This window comes from Modestobacter sp. KNN46-3 (genome assembly GCF_011039295.1).
The window spans coordinates 1-14,744 of the sequence record NZ_JAAKGN010000050.1 but is presented as its reverse complement, the minus strand read 5'-3'; the positions used below and the strand labels follow the sequence as shown (position 1 = coordinate 14,744).

General features: G+C 74.3%; 11 protein-coding genes and 1 tRNA gene. 7 read left to right on the top strand and 5 right to left on the bottom strand.

The genetic code is table 11. The features are described 5' to 3' along the window. Genes G5C62_RS12615 through G5C62_RS12605 form a run of 3 tightly spaced genes read left to right on the top strand, consistent with a single transcriptional unit; the run spans window position 1 to window position 1,924 of the window. The gene (locus G5C62_RS12615) at window positions 1–855 is read left to right on the top strand and encodes a MaoC/PaaZ C-terminal domain-containing protein (RefSeq protein WP_164701273.1); all 855 of its coding nucleotides are present in this window, start codon (window positions 1–3) and stop codon (window positions 853–855) included. A gap of 53 nt (window positions 856–908) precedes the next feature. Next, entirely contained in the window at window positions 909–1,766 is an 858-nt protein-coding gene (locus G5C62_RS12610) for a class E sortase (RefSeq protein ID WP_164701272.1), read from the top strand. Continuing rightward, window positions 1,766–1,924 (top strand): hypothetical protein, encoded by a 159-nt coding sequence (locus G5C62_RS12605; protein ID WP_164701271.1) that lies wholly within the window; start codon window positions 1,766–1,768, stop codon window positions 1,922–1,924. The genes G5C62_RS12610 and G5C62_RS12605 overlap by 1 nt, the downstream gene beginning before the upstream one ends. 16 nt (window positions 1,925–1,940) lie before the next feature. On the opposite strand, the gene G5C62_RS12600 is transcribed toward G5C62_RS12605, so the two are convergent. Continuing rightward, window positions 1,941–4,598: a phosphatase domain-containing protein gene (locus tag G5C62_RS12600; RefSeq protein ID WP_241175873.1), complete on the bottom strand. Its 2,658-nt coding sequence runs from the start codon at window positions 4,596–4,598 to the stop codon at window positions 1,941–1,943. 238 nt (window positions 4,599–4,836) lie between these two features. Here G5C62_RS12600 and G5C62_RS12595 point away from each other — a divergent pair, with 238 nt between their 5' ends. Next, window positions 4,837–6,237 carry a hemolysin family protein gene (locus G5C62_RS12595; RefSeq protein ID WP_164701270.1) on the top strand — a complete coding sequence of 467 codons (1,401 nt, stop codon included), beginning with the start codon at window positions 4,837–4,839 and terminating at the stop codon, window positions 6,235–6,237. Further along, on the top strand, window positions 6,234–7,292 hold the full coding sequence (locus G5C62_RS12590; protein WP_164701269.1) for a hemolysin family protein: 1,059 nt from the start codon (window positions 6,234–6,236) through the stop codon (window positions 7,290–7,292). The genes G5C62_RS12595 and G5C62_RS12590 overlap by 4 nt, the downstream gene beginning before the upstream one ends. Before the next feature lie 28 nt (window positions 7,293–7,320). Here G5C62_RS12590 and G5C62_RS12585 read toward each other — a convergent pair whose 3' ends face one another. Beyond that, window positions 7,321–9,141, bottom strand: coding sequence for a helicase-related protein (locus G5C62_RS12585; RefSeq protein ID WP_164701268.1), 1,821 nt, complete (start codon window positions 9,139–9,141; stop codon window positions 7,321–7,323). 293 nt (window positions 9,142–9,434) lie between these two features. Here G5C62_RS12585 and G5C62_RS12580 point away from each other — a divergent pair. After that, a tRNA-Ser gene (locus G5C62_RS12580) sits at window positions 9,435–9,522 on the top strand. A 79-nt stretch (window positions 9,523–9,601) separates the two neighbouring features. Here the strand turns inward: G5C62_RS12580 and G5C62_RS28115 are convergent. The 3 genes from G5C62_RS28115 to G5C62_RS28110 all read right to left on the bottom strand — a co-directional run bounded on the left by G5C62_RS28115 (window position 9,602) and on the right by G5C62_RS28110 (window position 11,970). Continuing rightward, on the bottom strand, window positions 9,602–10,081 hold the full coding sequence (locus tag G5C62_RS28115; RefSeq protein ID WP_241175872.1) for a DUF3553 domain-containing protein: 480 nt from the start codon (window positions 10,079–10,081) through the stop codon (window positions 9,602–9,604). Continuing rightward, window positions 9,991–11,235 (bottom strand): RecQ family ATP-dependent DNA helicase, encoded by a 1,245-nt coding sequence (locus G5C62_RS12575; RefSeq protein WP_241175871.1) that lies wholly within the window; start codon window positions 11,233–11,235, stop codon window positions 9,991–9,993. Before G5C62_RS12575 ends, G5C62_RS28115 begins: the two co-directional genes overlap by 91 nt. Before the next feature lie 330 nt (window positions 11,236–11,565). Beyond that, entirely contained in the window at window positions 11,566–11,970 is a 405-nt protein-coding gene (locus G5C62_RS28110; protein WP_241175870.1) for a hypothetical protein, read from the bottom strand. A 349-nt stretch (window positions 11,971–12,319) separates the two neighbouring features. On the opposite strand from G5C62_RS28110, the gene G5C62_RS12565 reads away from it, so the two are divergent. Next, window positions 12,320–14,374 carry a bifunctional UDP-sugar hydrolase/5'-nucleotidase gene (locus tag G5C62_RS12565; RefSeq protein ID WP_164701266.1) on the top strand — a complete coding sequence of 685 codons (2,055 nt, stop codon included), beginning with the start codon at window positions 12,320–12,322 and terminating at the stop codon, window positions 14,372–14,374. Window positions 14,375–14,744: the final 370 nt, after the last annotated feature.

Genomic DNA, 14,744 nt, shown 5'->3' with positions numbered 1-14,744 from the left:
GTGACGCGGACGGTGCTCGACGCCCCGCCGGCAATGCCGGCGTTGTTCGCCCGGGCCGCGCTCACCGCGCGCGGCCGGGGCGGCGACCTGCCCGACACCCGGCTGGCCCGGCTCGGGGTCGAGGTCGACCCGGCGTCCCTGGCGGCCTACAGCCGGGTCTGCGGGTTCCCGCTCGCCGACAGCCTGCCGGTGACCTACCCGCACCTGCTCGCCTTCCCGCTGCAGGTGGCGTTGATGACCGAGCGGGAGTTCCCTCTCGCGCTGCCGGGCCTGGTGCACGTGCGCAACCAGGTCGACCAGCTGCGACCGATCGGCGCCGGTGAGGCGCTGGACGTCGAGGTGTGGGCCGAGCGGCTGGCCGCACACGTGCGCGGGGCGACCGTCGACCTGTGTGCCTCGGTCGCCGCGGGGGGTGCGGAGGTCTGGCGCAGCCGGTCGACGTACCTGGCCCGCGGGGCCACGGCGCCCGAGGGCGCGCCGGATGCCGACGTCGGTGTCTCGGTCGGGGCGCTGGACCGGGTCAGCGCCCAGTGGCGGGTGCCCGGCGACACCGGCCGCCGGTACGCGGCGGTCTCCGGGGACGTGAACCCGATCCACCTCACCGGGGTCACCGCGAAGGCGTTCGGGTTCAAGCGGGCGATCGCGCACGGCATGTGGTTGAAGGGCCGCACGCTGGCGGCGCTGGCCGGCCGGCTGCCCGACGCCGTGAGCGTGGACGTGGCGTTCCGCAAGCCGCTGCTGCTGCCCGGCACGGTCACGCTGTCGACCGAGCCGGTCGAGGGCGGCTGGGACGTCGCCGTCCGGAACGCGAAGGCGGGCACCGAGCACCTGCTCGGCACGATCCGTCCGTCCTGACCACCCGCGCGGCGCACGGCCACGGAGCGTTCCGCCCTTAGCATCGGTCCGTCATGGACACGCAGCCGATCCCGCAGGTGGGTACCGAGCGCGCCCTGCCGCCGCTGTGGGACGAGTCGTCGTGGGACGAGCCCGAGTGGGACGAACCCGCGGGGGAGTCGCCCGCACGGGAGCCGGTCTGGCGGGTGCTGACCCGCGGGTTCGGCGAGCTGATGGTGACGGCGGGGCTGGTCCTGCTGCTGTTCGTCGTCTACGAGGTCTACGTCACCGACCTGCTCAACGACCGCCGGCAGGACCAGCTCACCGAGGAGATCCGCGACGTCTGGGCGGACACCCCGGCGTCGGGCCCGGCCCCGGTGCTGGTCGAACCCGCGGTCGGCGAGCCGATCGCCGTGCTGCGCATCCCCCGGCTGGGCGAGGACTACCAGCAGGTCGTCCTGCAGGGCACCGAGGAGGGCCAGCTCGCCCAGGGGCCGGGTCACTACGCCGGGACGGCGATGCCCGGGCAGCCGGGCAACGTCGCGCTGGCCGGGCACCGGGTGGGCAAGGGGTCCCCGTTCCTCGACCTCGACCAGCTCCGGCCCGGTGACCCGATCGTGGTGGAGACCGCACAGAGCTGGTTCGTCTACCGGGTGCTCGGCGACCCGGCCACCGGCGACGCCACCACCGACCCCAGCGGGATCCCCGGTCAGCACATCGTCACGCCGGCCGACATCGACGTCATCGCCCCGACGCCGGGCGCGGCCGGTGCGCCCCCCTCGGGTGAGTACCTGACCCTGACCACCTGCCACCCGAAGTACTCCGCGCGGCAGCGCCTGATCGTGCACGCGCGGCTGGACGGCGCCGCGATCTCCAAGGCCGAGGCGCCCGACGGTCCGCCGGCACTGCGCGACGGCGGAGGGGAGGCCTGATGTACGGGTGGCTCTGGCGGACCCTCCCCGGTGGACGGGCGAGCAAGGCGTTCCTCTCCCTGGTCCTGGTGCTCGCCGTCTGCGCGCTGCTGCTGCTGGTCGTCTTCCCGTGGGCCGAGCCGATGCTCCCGTTCAACGACGTGACCGTCGACCCCTGACCCGTCCGGAGGGTGCTCACACGGTGCGGCGCACCTTGAGCCGGGGCGGGCGGCCGTCGGGGTCGATGACGTAGCGGTACAGCGGGGCGGCGAGGAGCCGCTCCCACAGGGGCGGGCGCTCGACGACGTGCGCGCGCAGGCGGCCGGCCGGGCGGGGGCCGCGACACCCGCCGGCGTGCCAGGCGTCCAGGGCGGCGGCATCGTGCTGCACCGCTGCGACCGTCTCGTCCGGGTCGAGCAGGTCGGCGTCGTCGCCGTCCGCCCGGCCCAGGTGCTCGCGCATCAGCTGCAGCCGCAGCTCCCGGGCGAAGCGGCGGGCCCCGTCCCCGTGCCCGCCCGGGTCGACGGGCTCCCGCGGATCGCGGTCGGTGTCGACGACGGCGGCGGTCAGCTCCGAGTCGTGCGTCCAGGAGCGCCGGTTGAAGTTGTCGCTGCCGACCGTGGCCCAGACGTCGTCGACGATGCACACCTTGGCGTGCACGTACACCGGGACGCCGTGCTCGTTCTCCACGTCGAAGACCTGCACGCGGTCCCCGCCGGCCTCCCGGACCATGTCCAGCGCCCGGGCGTGCCCCAGGGCCACCGGCGCCACGCTGAGCGGGCTGTCCTTGTCCGGGTGGCGGGGCACCACGACGACCAGCTGCAGCCGAGGTCGCGCGCGCAGCGCGTCGGCGAACACCCGGGCGACGTCGGTGGACCACAGGTACTGGTCCTCCACGTAGACCAGGCGCTCGGCCCGGGCCAGCGCCTTGGCGTAACCACGGGCCGCGCTGCGCTCGCCGTCCGGCGCGAACGGGTACCCGGGCCAGCGGTTGGGATAGGTGCGCAGCAGCTGCACCGCACACGACCCCTCGCCGGGCGGGGCCGGCCGCGCCTCGGGGAGGGAGGACGGCGCCCGGTCCTGGCCGCGGAGCAGGTCGGGGAGCACGTGCCACGGCATCCGGGACAGCGCGGCGGGGTCCTCCCAGCGCTCCCGGAAGACCGCCTCGACCTCGCGGACGACCGGCCCGCGCAGCTCGACCTGGACGTCGTGCCACGCCGGGGTGTCGCCGTAGGCGTCGGCGAACGGCCGGGGCTGCGGGTCGCCCTCGTGCGCCTCGCCGTCCCGGCGGCTGTACGCGACGTCGATCCCGCCGAGGAAGGCGACGTCCTCGTCCGGGCGGTCGCGGTGCCGCACGACGACGAACTTCTGGTGGTGACTGCCCATCGGCCGGACCCGCTGGTCGAGCAGCACCTCGCCGCCGGTCTCGTTGACGTCGCGGGAGAGGTCGCGGTTCTGCTCGGCGGAGAAGGCCATCGACTCCAGGTGCGACCGCCAGATCAGCCCCTTGACCAGGGCACCGCGACGGACGGCGTCCGACAGCGCCGCGCCCACCGTCGGGCCGTCGTCGGTGAGCAGCTCGTCGGTGTCGCCCCGCCAACCGGCGAGGTAGACCAGGTCGCCGCGCCCTGCGTCGGCCAGCACGTCGGCCAGGACGGGGAGGTAGCTGCGGCCGTGCACGAGGGGCCGGACCCGGTTGCCCTCGGTCCATGCCTGGAGCCGGGTCGTGTCGTTGCCGCGCTCGGCGGCGGAGAGGAACCAGGCCTCCAGGCCGGCCGGGGCCGCGGGTGGCAGGTCGAGTGCGGCGTCCAGGTGGGCGGCCAGCTGGGCGCCGTCGGGAGCCCGGACCACCGGTACGCCCTCGACGTCGCCGCTCGGGTCCGCGGCGTCGGCCGGGTGCACCTGTCGCAGCGCGATGGCCTCGACCCGGTCGGGGTGCTGCCGGGCGAAGCCGCGGTAGATCTCCGGGTCGTGCTCGCCGTCGTCCCCCACGAGCACCCAGCGGATGCCGGGCAGGTCGGCGGTCAGCCGCTCCAGGGCACCGCGTTTGTGGGCCCGGCCGTCCCGGAACCAGCCGCGCGGCGTGACTCCCCAGTCGGTCATCAGCAGCGCCCCCGCCGGGAAGCGGTTCCGGTCGAGGAAGCGGGCCACCGGCCCCGCCAGGTTCCACGGGCCGTTGCTCAGGTACACCACGGGGGCGTGCGGGTGGTCCTGGACCAGCCGGGTCAGCAGCCCGGCCATCCCCGGCACCATGGTGCGCCCGCTGCTGGACCGGGCGAGGGTGCGCCAGGCGGCCCGCAGCGGGTGCCGCAGCCCGGTCACCCAGACGGTGTCGTCGACGTCGCAGACCACGCCCCGGCGCACGTCCGGGCCGGCGACGTGCACGGTGGCCCGGACGGGCTCGCGCCCGGGCACGACCAGCTCGGCCTCCGCCCGGCCCGGGGGCAGCTCCACGTCCAGGGTGACGTCGACGAGCCCTGCGTCGTCGGACCGGGCGCGGTGCCGCACCCCGCCCAGCTCGATCTCCACCTCGCCCTGCGGCTGCTCGAGGGTGAGCAGCCGCCGCCAGCCCGGGATGTGCCGCCGGGCCCCCGGGTCGGTGCCGGCCGGGGCGAGCAGCAACCGGCCCAGCACCCGTGCGCTGCCGCTCGCCCCGTAGCCGGGGTAGCTGAGCGCCGCCGGGTGCCAGCCCCGCCGCCGGGCGACCCGGGCGAGCTGGTCCCGCAGGCCGTTCTCCAGCCGGTAGGCGATCCGGACCAGCCGGCTGGGGGCCTCGTCGGTGAGACTGCCCGGGTCCGGCACGGTGTGCTCGGGGCGGGGCTGTTCGGTCATCCAGGCGGCTCCCTGCGTCATCGGTGCTCCCCGGGCGGTCCCGCGCACGGCGGTGCCGGCCGGTGTGGGCCAGTCCTCAGTCCTACCGTGGAACGGGCCGGTCCGCGCGGGCGTTGCGCTCGCTGATGCCGTCCGCCATGCGTGCGGACGCCGCGCGATGGGCACCCACCTGCCGTGCGGCACCCCGGACCGCCCCTCGAGAGGAACACAGCGTGTCGACGCCCGGCTCACGGACCCACCTCGCAGGGGACGGCAGCCGGTGATCGAGTGGTTGCTGCTGTTCGCCGCCGTCCTGCTCGTCGCCGCCAACGCCCTCTTCGTCGCCGCTGAGTTCTCGCTCATCGCCGCCGACCGGGTCACGCTGGAACGCGAGGCGGAGGCCGGGGACCGCCGGGCGGCCGGCGTGGTGGCGGCGATGCGGTCGCTGTCCACCCAGCTCTCCGGCGCGCAGCTGGGCATCACGGTGACCAGCCTGGTCGTCGGGTTCATCGCCGAGCCGTCGCTGGCCACGCTGCTGCGCGGGCCGTTGGGGCTGACCGGGCTGGGCGACGGGGCGGTGACCGCGATCTCGGTCGGGCTGGCGCTCGCGGTCGCGACCGGTGTGCAGATGGTGTTCGGCGAGCTGGTGCCGAAGAACTGGGCGATCGCCGAGCCCACCCGGGTCGGCAAGGTCGTGGCCGGGCCGCAGCGGGCCTTCACCACCGCCACCCGCCCGCTCATCGCCTTCCTCAACGGGTCGGCCAACCGGCTGCTGCGCCTGATGGGCATCACCCCGACCGAGGAGCTCGCCTCGGCCCGGGCGCCCCAGGAGCTCGCGTCGCTGGTCAGCCGGTCCGGTCAGGCGGGCACGCTGGACGTGGGCACGGCCGACCTCGTCGCCCGGTCGATCCAGTTCGGCGACCGGACGGCGGCCGACGTGATGACCCCGCGCCCCCGGGTCCGCTTCCTCAGCGCCGACCAGTCGGTCGCCGAGCTGCTGCAGCTGGCTGCGTCGAGCGGTCACGCGCGGTTCCCGGTCGAGGGGGAGAGCGTCGACGACGTCATCGGGGTGGTGCACTTCAAGCACGCGATGAAGATCCCGGCCGAGCAGCGGGCGACCCGCACGGTCGGTGAGGTGATGGTGCCGGTGCGCGCGGTGCCCGAGACGGTGGAGCTCGACCCGCTGCTGGAGACCCTCCGTGAGCCGGGGCTGCAGCTCGCCGTGGTGGTCGACGAGTACGGCGGCACCGCGGGCATCGTCACCCTGGAGGACCTCATCGAGGAGATCGTCGGGGAGATCGACGACGAGCAGGACGCGCCGGTCACCCGGCAACGCCGCGCACCGGACGGGTCGTGGGTGCTGTCCGGGCTCCTCCGGCCCGACGAGGCCGGCGACGCCGCCGGTCTGGAGCTCCCCGAGGGCGAGGGGTCGGAGACGCTGGGCGGACTGCTGACCGAGCGGCTCGGCCGGCTGCCGCAGGTCGGCGACCGCGTCGTCCTCCAGGCCCACGACGTCGCCCACCCCGACCCCGACGGCGTCCCCGTCCCGACGGAGGTGGCGGTGACGGTGACCCGGCTCGACGGGCACCGGGTCGACCGCGTCCGGCTGCGGCGGACCGGCGGCGCGACCGCTGCCTCCCGCACGGAGCACGTACTGACGACAGAGGAGGCCGGCCGATGAGCGACACCGTCGCCATCCTGATGGGCCTGGCCCTGCTGGCCGGCAACGCCTTCTTCGTCGGGGCGGAGTTCGCGCTCGTCTCCGCGCGCCGCACGCAGATCGAGCCGCGTGCCGCCGAGGGTGCACGCGGCGCCCGGACGACGCTGAAGGCCATCGAGAGCGTCTCGCTGATGATGGCCGGCGCCCAGCTGGGCATCACGGTCTGCTCGCTGGGGCTGGGTGCCGTGGGCGAGCCGGCCGTCGCCCACCTGCTGGAGGGACCCTTCGCCGCGGTCGGCATGCCCGAGGCGCTGGTGCACCCGGTGGCGTTCGCCATCGCGCTCACCGTCGTGGTCTTCCTGCACATGGTGCTCGGCGAGATGGTGCCCAAGAACATCTCGCTGGCCGGCCCGGAGCGCGCGGCGCTGCTGCTCGGGCCGCCGCTGTACTGGGTCGTCCGCGTGCTGCACCCGCTGATCTGGCTGCTCAACCAGGTCGCCAACGTCGTGCTCCGCGTCCTGCGCGTCACGCCGCAGGACGAGGTCAACTCGACGTTCACCCGGGACCAGGTGACCGGCCTGATCGGGGAGTCGCACCGCGAGGGACTGCTGGACGAGCGCGAGCACCAGCTGCTCACCGGCGCCCTGCAGTTCGACGAGCAGCGGACCGCGGACGTCGCGATCGCGACGGCGGACCTGGTCACCGTGCCGTCCCGGATCACCATGGGCGAACTCGAACAGGTCTGTGCGGCCACCGGCTACTCGCGCTTCCCGGTGGTGGACGGTGACGGCGACCTCGAGGGCTACGTCCACCTCAAGGACTTCCTCGCCGTCCCGGTCGAGCAGCGGGACTCACCGGTCGACCCCGCGCTCATCCGCCCGCTCGCCGGTGCGACGACCGACCAGGGGCTGCGGGACGTGCTGGCGACCATGCAGCGTGAGGGCGCCCACCTGGCGGTCGTACGCGACGGCGACACGGGGCGGGCCGTCGGGGTGGTGGCCCTGGAGGACGTGCTGGAGGAACTGGTCGGCGAGGTGCGAGACGCGGCGCAGACCGTGGCGGCCGGGCGCCGGTAGGGGGACCTCCCCCTACCGGCGACCACGGTCAGCTGTGACGCGACCCCCGGGACGAGCGGTTGCGCCGTCCGGCGCCTCCGCCGGTGTTCGCGGTCGGCGCCGGGCGACCGTCGGAACGGCCGCGACCGCCACGACCCGCCGCCGGCCGGGAGCGCTCGGCGCCACCCCGGCCGGACCGCGGGCCGCTGCACGGGCGGCAGGTGGTGAACCACGGGGCGATCGAGGTGCCGCACTCCGTGCACGTGCCCGAGCGGCCGATGGCGATCGCGTCGGGCAGCAGCTCGGTGATGGTCTCGGCGCAGGCCTCCTCGAGCTCGGCGGCGTCGTCGCTGTCCAGCCCGGCCACGCCGGGGAACTGGCGGAGCAGCGTCTGGGCGTCCCGCGCGGCGGCAGCGGCCTGCTCGTACTCCTCGACCGAGCCCTTGACCGGGTACTCGGGCAGCACGGTCGCCACCGGGACGGGCAGGCCGACCGCGTGCTGCAGGGCGGCCCGGGCCAGCACCAGCCAGCGGGTGCGCCGCGGCGGGTTGTAGTCGATGGCCAGGTTGATCAGCCGCCACACCGTCTGCAGGTCGCCGGCCTCGCCCAGCGGCCCGCGCAGCATCGGCAGCAGGGCGTGCACGCGCAGCACCAGGCCGGTGACGTCGTCGGCGGTCATGCCCTCGCCCTGGGTCGCCACGCGCGCCCAGGCCATCCAGCGGGTCAGCGCCTCGGGCAGGTCGACCGCCTCGTACGCGCCGAGGTCCTCCAGTTCCGGGCGGAGCCGGGGCCGGCGCTTGGGCAGGTCGCTCATCTCGTCGCCCCGGGCCACTGCGGCACCGGCACCGACCAGGGCACCGACCGGCTTGAGCCCGGCGACCCCGATCAGGATCCCGGTCTGGCCGTGTCCGGTGAGCCCGTACCGGCCGGCGCGCCCGGCGATCTGGGCGACCTCCCAGGTGCGCAGCGGACGCAGCTCCTGGCCGTCGAACTTGGTGGTCTCGGCGAACAGCACGGTGGTGGCCGGAACGTTGATGCCGTGGCCGATGACGTCGGTGGTCACCAGGACGTCGAACTCGCCGCGGGTGAACCGGTCGATGACCTGGCGGCGGGTGGCCGGCGGCAGCGCGCCGTAGAGCACGCCGACCTTGCCGGGCCGGTGCTGGTCGAGCTCGGCGGCGACGGCGTAGACGGCCTTGCGGGAGAAGGCCACGACCAGCGTCTGCGGGCGGACGGCGTCGGTGCGGACCGGTGCCTTGAGGACGTCGAGGCGCGAGAGCCGCTTGTGGTTGACGACCTGCACCTGCTGGGCGTCGGTGACCAGCGGCTTGAGCACCAGGTAGGCCTCGGCGGCGGAGATGAGGTGCATCTCGCGGTACTCGCCGGTCAGCAGCAGCCGGGCCCAGTGGTGGCCGCGGTCGGGGTCGGTGACCCAGTGGGACTCGTCGAGGACGAGCAGCTCGCCGCGGTCGGGGGCCTTCTCCACGGTGCAGCAGACGATCGCCGCGTTGGGGTCGATCTCCTCCTCGCCGGTGGACAGGCCCACGGTGCCCGGCGGCAGCTGGGCGGAGAGCTTGGCGTAGGCCTCGTGGGCCAGCTGCCGCAGTGGGGCGGCGTAGACGCCCGAGCCGGTGGCGGCCAGCGCCTGCAGCGACTCGTAGGTCTTCCCGGAGTTGGTCGGGCCGAGGTGGAAGACCACCTTCTCCGGGCGGGTGGCGCGGGTGGGGAGCTCGGGCGCGGCGCCGTCCACCCAGATCTGCTGGGCACGCTTCTCGTCGCGCGCGGCGACCCGGTCGGCGTCACGGGCGGCGGTCTCGCGGGCCGCGCTGCGCTCACGGCGCCGGGTGGGGGTGTGCTGGGGGCCGGTCACAGGCAGGGACTGTCCTTCGGTCGACGTGCTGGCGGGGGAGGTCGACGCGGGTTCTCGCGGACCATCTGGGAGTTGCAACACCGGGGCGCTGCCGGTCATGCCCGGCCGGGCCCGTCGGTCGCCGCTGGCCGCGCACCCGGTGGTGGCGGCCTGGGCGCCCGTCAGTGAGCACTGGACTCCCGGGAGGAGTGTGCCAGTTGGGCGCCGGTCACGACAGGGTGACCCTCCGTGCCTGTCACTCCGGGGAGCGGGGACGGTGCTCTCCCCGGCGGGGCGCTAGCCTCGGACCGCCAGGAGGGCTCGCCTAGTGGCCGATGGCGGCGGTCTTGAAAACCGCTAAGAGTTCACAGCTCTTCGTGGGTTCGAATCCCACGCCCTCCGCTTGACCAGCGCGTTGGCACGTTGTCTGGACAGCGACCGGTGCGAGGGGCGACGTGGTAGCCCGGCGGGCAATCACTCCTCACCCGGCGGCCTCGAGCAGGTGATGGGACTGCACGGCGGCGGTGGCGAGGGTCTTGTAGCCCTCCTGGTCGAACAGGACCGTGAGCCGGTCGGGCTCGACGGACATGACGACGCCGCGTCCCCACTCGGCGTGCCGGACGGCGCTGTTGACCGGGAAGGGGGCGTCGTCGACCGCGTGCTCCTGGGCGGTGCCGGCCTCGCAGGTGTCGCAGTTCCCGCAGGGGTGGGGGAGTTGCTCGCCGAAGTAGCCGAGGAGGAACTGGCGCCGGCAGCCGGTGGTCTCGGCGTAGCCGCGCATCATCTCGATCCGCGAGCGGATGAGCCGTTGATGGGTCTCGGAGACCTCGACGGCCTCGTGCACCGCCTCGTCGGGGGAGAGGTCCGGGTTCAGGAGCTCCAGGCGGCCGTCCTCGGTGGTGCCCACCGCCCCCGCCTGCTCGAGGAGGTTGACCGCACGGGTGCGCTTGGCGGGGGACACGTCGACCTCCTCGGCGAGCTCACGGACCCGCACCGGCTCGTCATGCTCCTCGAGCGCCTCCGCGACGTCCTCGAGGGCCTCCTGTGGGGCGCGGCTGGCGGTGGGAACGTCTGCAGGTGCAGGTCCTCCGCCCGGTAGAAGAGATAGATCTCCGCCGGCTCGCCGTCGCGTCCGGCGCGGCCGATCTGCTGGTAGTAGGAGTCCAGTGACTCCGGCGCCGAGGCGTGCACGACGAAGCGCACGTCCGGCTTGTCGATGCCCATGCCGAACGCCGAGGTCGCCACGACCACGTCCAGCTCCCCGTCGAGGAACTGCTCGTGCACCTGCTTGCGGTCGGCCGACTTCATGCCCGAGTGGTAGGCCGCGACACGGTGGCCCAGCTGGGCCAGCTCGTCGGCGTAGTACCCGGCGTCCTTCCGACTGGCGACGTAGACCAGGCCGCCACGGGTGGCCGGGTCGGACATCAGCCCGCTCACCCGGACGACGACGGCGGACCGTTTCCGCCGGTCGTCGCTCTCCCGTTCCACGGCCAGCCGCAGGTTGGGCCGGTCGAAGCTGGCGACGATCTCGGCCGCGTCGCGCAGGCCGAGCCGCTCCGTGATGTCGCGGCGCACCGGCAGCGCCGCGGTTGCGGTCACCGCCAGGACCGGGGGGTGCCCGAGCCGTTCGATCGCCGTGCCCAGGCGGAGATTGTCGGGGCGGAAGTCGTGGCCCCAGGCGGAGACGCAGTGGGCCTCGTCGACGACGAAGAAGCTGATGCCGAGCTCGTCGAGGACGTCGTCCTTGGCCAGCTGCTCGGGGGAGAGGAACAGGTACTCCGCCTCGCCCTCCCGGACCGCGTCCCACGCGTGCCGGGTCTCGCCGGCCCGCTGGGCGGAGTTGACCGCCACGGCCTCGGGGGCGGCCGAGTCGTCGATGCCCTCCATCTGGTCCCGTTGCAGCGCCAGCAGCGGTGCCACGACCAACGTGGGGCCCTCCAGCAGCAGTGCGGGCACCTGGTAGATGGCGGACTTCCCGGCCCCGGTGGGCAGGACGGCGAGGGTGTCCCGGCCGGCCATCACCTGCTCCATCGCCTGGAGCTGCTCGGGGTGCAGCTCCGGCCAGCCGAACGTGTCGGCGGCGACCTGCTGCAAGGCGTCTCTGGTGTCTGGCACTGCTGGCGGGTACCCGGTCAGGGCACCGTCCCAACCGGGTCGGTCTTGTCCGGTCGGCGACCGTGGGCCGTCCGTTCTCCGTGGCGCAGACTCCCAGCCAGGCCGCGCGCCGGCCTGCTCGGGTGTCCCTGCCAGCGGTGCGGACCGGCGATCCCAGTGGGTGGAGGCGCGGCCGTCGTGCTTGCGGTGCCAAAGGTCAGGACCCGTCGGTTGATCACCAGGAGGAGGGCTCCGCCCAGCCCGGCCACCACGGCCACCGCCCAGCTGGTCCACGACGTGGTGGAGGAGTAGTCGATCAGGGCCGACGACGGCAGGTGGCTGCTCGTCCCGTCAGCGAGCGCGCCGGTGCCGAACACGGCGCAGGCGGCGGCACTGAGAGCGGCGCCGGCCGCCAGGGCGGCATACCCCTTGGCGATGTCGGTCAGGCCGCGCTGCCAGGCGCGGCTGCGCTCGATCAACCCCAGGGCGAGCCGGCGTCATGGTGCTCTCCCGGCCGATGTCGAGTTCGATCTCCTCGGCCGTCCCGCTGGTGATGTCCTGCAGCGCGTCGTCCTGCCGGCCGGCGGAGAGGACGCTGGCGGGCCTGCTCGTCGACAGCGACACCGAGGACTCCTGACCGACGCCGCACCGGTCGGCCAGGCGCATCACCGCGGCGAGCCGGCGGTTGGTCACCTCCACGCTGATCACGTCCCCCGGCGGCTGCAGCGAGACACCCCGCAGCGACAGCGGCTCCACCGCGCAGCTCCTCCACCGCGGTGCGCCTTTCCGCTGCTCACTGTGTTCGGGGAGTGGCGCGGGCACCGGCGCGGCGATGCCGCCGAGCGGGCGACGGGTCCGGCGATCGCGGCCCACGGCGCCGCCCGGGCGGTCACCCGGGCGGCGCCGACCTGCTCTGCGGCGACTGAGCCGGCCGGCCGGCCGCGGGGGCGAGCGGTCCGGAGCAGACGGAGGTGAACAGGACCTGTCCGTATCGACGACTGACTGCTTTCATGTCGACACGTCGCGTTCACACGAATGAGTGACAGTCCTCGGCGTCGTACCGACCCGTCGCACCCGGAGGCCACACGTGCCCTTTGCCCACTCGATGACGGCCCGCAGGGTCGCTGTCGTCACCGCCGTCACCGTGGGGGGTGCCCTGCTCGGCGCGTCCCCTGCCCTGGCGGTGGAGTCGCCCGTCAGCGACGACGGCACCACCGAGCTGCAGCTGCTCGGGATCAACGACTTCCACGGCCGGCTGGACGACGCGGTCGCCCTGGCGGGCACCGTCGAGGAGCAGCGGGCCCGGGACGACGTCGACGCGACCGTGCTGCTGTCGGCCGGCGACAACATCGGCGCCTCGCCGTTCGTCTCCGCCAGCCAGCAGGACGCACCGACGATCGAGGTGCTCAACGAGCTGGGGCTGGACGCCTCGGCCGTGGGCAACCACGAGTTCGACCGCGGCTTCGCCGACCTGACCGACCGGGTCGGGGTCGACGGCGAGAGCGGCCTGGCCGACTTCGACTACCTGGGCGCCAACGTCTACGGCACCGACGGTGACCCGGTGCTGCCGGAGTACGCGCTGCTGGAGGCCGCCGGTGTCACCGTCGGCGTCATCGGCGTCGTCACCCAGGAGACGAGCTCGCTGGTCTCCCCGGCCGGCATCGAGGGCATCACGTTCGGGGACCCGGTGGAGGCCGCGAACCGGGTGACCGACGAGCTCACCGACGGCGTCGGGGACGAGGCGGAGGTCATCGTCCTGGTCGCCCACGAGGGTGCACCGGAGGGCGAGGCCACCAGCACGCTGGAGGCCGAGCTCGCCGCGGACACCGCCTTCGCCGCGATCGTCAACGGCGTGGACGCCGACGTGGACGCGATCTTCACCGGGCACACGCACCAGACCTACGCCTGGCAGGCGCCGGTCCCGGGCACCGACGAGACCCGGCCGGTGATCCAGACGGGTTCCTACGCCGCGGACCTCGGCCGGATCGTGCTCAGCTACGACGAGTCGACCGGTGAGGTCACCACCTCCACGGTGGAGAACCTGGCGCTGACCGAGGTGCCCGAGGAGGAGCTGGTCGTCGCCTACCCGCGCGTCGCCGAGGTCGCCGAGACCGTCGCGGCCGCCCAGGCAGCTGCCGACGAGCTCGGCAGCGTGGTCGTCGGGTCGGTCACGGCCGACATCACCCGGGCCTTCACCACCGGCCCGGCGGGGGAGCAGATCGAGGACCGCGGGTCCTACTCGGCCCTCGGCGGCCTGGTGGCGGACAGCTACGTGTACGGCGCCGCGGACAGCGCCATCGAGCCGGCCGACCTCGGCCTGGTCAACCCCGGCGGCCTGCGGGCCGACCTGCTCTACGGGGAGGACGGTGAGATCACGCTGGCCGAGGCCAACGAGGTCACCCCGTTCGCCAACGACCTGGTCGTCGTCTCGCTGACCGGGGCGCAGCTGGTGCAGGTGCTGGAGCAGCAGTGGCAGCCCGAGGGCAGCTCGCGGCCGTTCCTGGCCCTGGGCACCTCGGAGGAGCTCACCTGGTCCTACGACCCGGAGGCGGCCCCCGGTGAGCGGATCATCGTCGACAGCATCCGGATCTCGGGGGAGCCGATCGACACCGACGCCACCTACCGGGTGGCGACCAACAGCTTCCTGGCCTCCGGCGGCGACAACTTCACCACCTTCGCCGAGGGCACCACGGAGCAGACCGGTCTGATCGACTTCGATGCCTTCCAGGGCTACCTGGAGGAGTTCTCCCCGCTCAGCCCCGAGGAGTTCACCGGACGGGTCACCGTCGGGGACGCCTCCGAGCAGCCGCAGCAGCCGGCGGCCGAGGTGGCGGTCTCGCCGTCGACCTTCGCCCGCGGCGACCTGGTGACCTTCTCGGTGAGCGGCTTCGGCCCCGCCGAGCGGGTCGAGGTGACCGTGGACGGCCGGCGGCTGGGCCGGGTCACGACCGACGCCGAGGGCGCCGCGACGGTCCAGGTGCGGGTGCCGGGCTCCGTGGACACCGGCACGGTCGAGGTCACGGCCACCGGCGTCACCTCCGGCTCGACCGCGACGGTCGAGGTGCAGGTGACCGACCGGGCGCAGCCGGTGGACCGCGGCACCCTGGCGCAGAAGCTGGCCTCGTGGCTGCGGCAGGTGCTGGGCACCTGGCTGCGGTGACCGCGGGTGCACCGGCTCGGGTGACCGTCCCGAGCTGAGGCACTGACCACCGCACGACGACGACGGGCCCTCCACTCCGGTGGGGGGCCCGTCGCCGTCGGTGCCCTGCAGCGGGCGGGGACTCACCCGTACGGGGCGGTCGGGGGACCGTGGGAGGCAGTCGACCTCCCTGGCTGCCGATCACCGGAGGGTGCAGATCAACGAGCGGATGAGGGCGCGAGACCCTCGGACGGCAGCGCGGACCGCGGTCCCGGTGCTGCTGGTCTGTGCGGTGACGTTGCTGGTCTTCTCGCTGTTCGGGCCCAACGCGGTGACGACCGGGGGCGTCGTCGCCTCCTGGCTGTGTGCCGCACTGCTCGCGGTCCTGGCC

Bases quoted from the DNA above. Each gene is read 5' to 3' on its own strand.
- G5C62_RS12610 (WP_164701272.1), top strand. From the start codon at position 909: ATGGACACGCAGCCGATCCCGCAGGTGGGTACCGAGCGCGCCCTGCCG.
- G5C62_RS12605 (WP_164701271.1), top strand. From the start codon at position 1,766: ATGTACGGGTGGCTCTGGCGGACCCTCCCCGGTGGACGGGCGAGCAAG.
- G5C62_RS12600 (WP_241175873.1), bottom strand. From the start codon at position 4,598: ATGACGCAGGGAGCCGCCTGGATGACCGAACAGCCCCGCCCCGAGCAC.
- G5C62_RS12590 (WP_164701269.1), top strand. From the start codon at position 6,234: ATGAGCGACACCGTCGCCATCCTGATGGGCCTGGCCCTGCTGGCCGGC.
- G5C62_RS12565 (WP_164701266.1), top strand. From the start codon at position 12,320: ATGACGGCCCGCAGGGTCGCTGTCGTCACCGCCGTCACCGTGGGGGGT.